The 387-nt window shown below is 39.8% G+C and carries 1 protein-coding gene; it reads left to right on the forward strand.

Annotated elements, in window-relative coordinates:
* Positions 1 to 362 (forward strand): transposase (locus tag CWB66_RS22110; RefSeq protein WP_171037579.1); only part of this gene is annotated, 362 nt, incomplete at its 5' end.
* Positions 363 to 387: the final 25 nt, after the last annotated feature.

Here is a 387-nt window from a genome sequence, read left to right on the forward strand (position 1 = left end):
GCCAAGCAGGTAATGATATGTGGCGAAGTGGTATAAATTTACAAAGTCACACCCAAAAATACACGCTATTCTGCGGTTACTTAAAAGATTGCAAAGTATGCCCACTACAACAGCAATGTATGCGAAAGCCACCGATTAAAACGGGGCGACAAGTTCAGTTTATAAATAATGAATCACGTAAAAAGCTGAGCTATGTTGATAAGATGAAAGTAAAAATAGATAGCCCCATAGGTCGACGACAATACAGTAAGCGATTAGGCTGTATAGAGCCAGTGTTCGGGAACATTACAGTGAACAAAGGCATCAATAAATTGACCTTACGGGGGCCAGCGAATGTGAATGCGCAATGGCAATTGTATTGACTTGTTCATAATATAGAAAAGCTAC

Origin of the sequence: Pseudoalteromonas sp. S558 (assembly GCF_005886635.1) — a bacterium.
Taxonomy (GTDB): domain Bacteria; phylum Pseudomonadota; class Gammaproteobacteria; order Enterobacterales; family Alteromonadaceae; genus Pseudoalteromonas; species Pseudoalteromonas aliena.